This is a genomic window from Roseovarius sp. (assembly GCF_018066915.1).
Taxonomy (GTDB): Bacteria; Pseudomonadota; Alphaproteobacteria; order Rhodobacterales; family Rhodobacteraceae; genus Roseovarius.
On sequence record NZ_JAGPVV010000156.1, the window covers coordinates 1 to 3,085 of the forward strand.

The window sequence follows — 3,085 nt, forward strand, 5'->3', positions numbered from 1 at the left end:
CCCTTGAAGCGGCTGACGTCGATCTTGCCTTTGCCCCCCAGCCCCTTTTCCAGCCACAGATCACGCTCGGCCTCATCGAGGCAATAGACCCGTTTTGACCCTTGGGTCAGCCGGTAGAGCGGTGGGCAGGCCAGATAGAGATGGCCTGCGTCGATCATCGGGCGCATTTGCGTGAAAAAGAACGTCATCAACAGCGCCGCGATATGCGCGCCATCGACATCTGCGTCGGTCATGATGATGATCTCGTCATAACGCAGATCATCGAGGTTGAACTTGCTCCCAAGGCTCACGCCAAGGGCCTGTGTCAGATCGTTGATCTCTTGGTTGCTGCCCAGCTTGGACGAGGCTGCGCCCAGCACGTTCAGGATCTTGCCGCGCAGGGGCAAGAGCGCTTGGTTCTTGCGATCCCGCGCCATCTTGGCCGAGCCGCCCGCGCTATCGCCCTCGACGATGAATAGCTCTGTGCCGTCGCGGGTGCTGGAAGAGCAATCCACCAGCTTGCCGGGCAGGCGCAGCTTCTTTGTCGCGGTCTTGCGCTGCGTCTCTTTCTCTTGCCGCCGCCGCAGCCGTTCCTCGGCGCGCAGGACGAGGAAATCAAGGATTGAGCCTGCGGATTTGGTATCCGCCGCCAGCCAGTTGTCGAAATGGTCGCGCACCGCCCCTTCGACCATGCGCGCGGCGTCGGTGGTGGCAAGACGGTCCTTGGTCTGGCCCACGAATTCCGGCTCTCGAATAAAGCACGACACCAGCGCACAGCCGCCCGCCAACAGGTCTTCGCGGGTGATCTGCGCCGCCTTGCGGTTGTTGCTGAGCTCGCCATAGGCCTTGATCCCCTTGAGGATCGCCGCCCAGAACCCGGCTTCATGCGTGCCACCCTCGGGCGTGGGCACGGTGTTGCAATAGGATTGGATGAACCCGTCGCGCGCGGGCGTCCAGTTGATCGCCCATTCCACCTTGCCCGGCACGTTGTATTTGTCGCGGAAATCGACAGTGCCGGCAAAGGGGCGCTCGGCATAGGTGGTGGCCCCGCCCAGCGCCTCGCCCAGATAATCGGCAAGGCCACCGGGGAACTTGAACGTCGCCTCTTGCGGTGTCTCGCCATCGGCAATCTCGGTCTTCCAGCGGATTTCGACGCCGGAAAAGAGATAGGCCTTGGAGCGGGCCATCTTGAACAGCCGCGCCGGTTTGAGCGTGAGAGAGCCAAAGATTTCAGGGTCGGGATGAAAGGTGACAGAGGTGCCGCGCCGGTTGGGGGCCGCCCCAATCCGGGCGAGCGGCGCCTGCGGCATGCCGCGCGAAAACTCCATCATGTAAAGCTCGCGGTTGCGCGCCACCTCGACCCGCAGATGATCCGACAGGGCATTGACGACCGAAGAACCCACGCCATGCAGGCCCCCCGAGGTCTGATAGCTGTCGCCTGAGAATTTGCCGCCCGCGTTCAGCGTGCAAAAGATGATCTCGAGCGCCGATTTCTTGGGGTCCTTGGGGTGCGGATCGACCGGGATGCCCCGCCCATTGTCGCGCACGCTGACATGGCCATTGGCGTGCAATTCCACCTCGATCCACGTGGCATGGCCCGCCACGGCCTCATCCATCGAATTGTCGATGATCTCGGCCACCATATGATGCAGCGCGCGATCATCCTTGCCGCCGATATACATGCCGGGGCGCAGGCGGACATGCTCCATATCCTCGAGCACCTGAATGGACGAGGCGTCATAGTCAGATTTCGGGGTGGGCGAGAGAAGGTCGTTCATGCCGCTGCTCTTTTATGTTTTTTGGGTTGGGCAACAGTATGACAGAGCGGGCCGGGCGGGGGAAGTGGCTGCGGCCTACGCGCCTGCCTGCGCCCGCAACCAATCGGCCATTTCCCCGGCATCGCTCAGGCGTTGCGAAAGGCGGATGATCCGCTGGCCTACGTCTTCGGTGTCATGCGTCAATGTCACGCCGTTCAGCCGCAAACACACAATCATCGCCCGGTAGGCCGTGCGCTTGTTCGCGTCATTGAAGCAATGTCCCTGTGCAATAGCCTCGGCATAGGCGGCAGCAAGGTCGAACACATCCTCGATCATGCCGTAAACCAAGCGGTTATCGACCCGCGCCAAGGCTCCTTCCAGCGATTTATTCAATGCCTTGCCCGGCAATTCTCCGGGGTTCAGGACAAGATCATGGAGTGTCTCGATCTGCTCGACACTCAAAAGCAAATAGCTCATTTGTCCTTGAGATAGTCGAGCACAGGCTGTGCCTGTGCGTGGGTTGCATCGAATGCGGCCATCACCTCGTCCATCGTCGCATAGCGCGGCTCTTGTTGCAGCGTGGCTTCTTCGGGCACGAGATAGCCGATGCATTTGGAGTTCTTCATGATCGCCACCGGCTTGCCGCCTGCCGCGTCGAGAACCTTTTGCGGTTCGCGCAATTCGGTCATGGTGCAGATCTGATTGGTCAAGAGGCGCTTCATGGGATGATCCTTTGAATGTGCATTGGAATATACACTTCAATGACCATTATTTCAACCTCTGTCGCAGACAGCGCGCGCAACCAAGGAGCGCGGCGGCGTCATCGGTGATCAGATGGATCGGCATCTCGTCCATGATGGGCCGATAAGGGCCTTTGGCGGTGAAATTCCCCCGAAACTCAGGCGAATTGAGCATCAACGCCATCGCACGCGCCAACCCGCCGATCAGGAACACGCCCCCGGTTGCCATATGGGTGAGCGCCAGATTGCCCATGACAGCGCCCAGAATTTCAAGAAAGAGGGTGAGGGTCTCGCTGCACTCCACCTCCCCCTGTGCCGCCTGCCCAAGGATTTCTGGCGCGGTGAGGGCCACGCCGCACCGCAGACGGTGCAGACGCATGAGGCCAGATCCGGACAAGAGCGCCTCATAGGGCCGATGCGGTACCTCTGTGCCCAAGACCGAAATCACCGCGTTAGCCGCATCGCCCAGATACGGCAGGCCAGAATGACCGGCCTCGGCAGGAGGCACCAAGAGATCAGCGCCAACCCGATGCACCACAGCGATATTACTGCCCGTGCCCAGCCCCATCACCATGCGCGGGCCGTCGGGGTCCGGATGCCCCGCAAAGA

General features: G+C 61.1%; 4 protein-coding genes. All 4 read right to left on the reverse strand.

Going from position 1 to position 3,085, the window contains the following annotated elements; translation table 11 throughout:
- On the reverse strand, positions 1-1,757 hold a 1,757-nt coding region (locus tag KBT70_RS08395; RefSeq protein ID WP_296631192.1), incomplete at its 3' end, for a DNA topoisomerase IV subunit B.
- Between the two features lie 75 nt (positions 1,758-1,832).
- Positions 1,833-2,213 carry a type II toxin-antitoxin system death-on-curing family toxin gene (locus KBT70_RS08400; RefSeq protein ID WP_296631194.1) on the reverse strand — a complete coding sequence of 127 codons (381 nt, stop codon included), beginning with the start codon at positions 2,211-2,213 and terminating at the stop codon, positions 1,833-1,835.
- Complete coding sequence (locus KBT70_RS08405; protein WP_296631197.1) at positions 2,210-2,458, reverse strand: hypothetical protein; 249 nt, start codon at positions 2,456-2,458, stop codon at positions 2,210-2,212. Before KBT70_RS08405 ends, KBT70_RS08400 begins: the two co-directional genes overlap by 4 nt.
- Positions 2,459-2,504: 46 nt before the next feature.
- Positions 2,505-3,085, reverse strand: a 581-nt coding sequence (locus tag KBT70_RS08410; RefSeq protein ID WP_296631199.1) for a glucokinase, incomplete at its 5' end; no start/stop codon positions are given.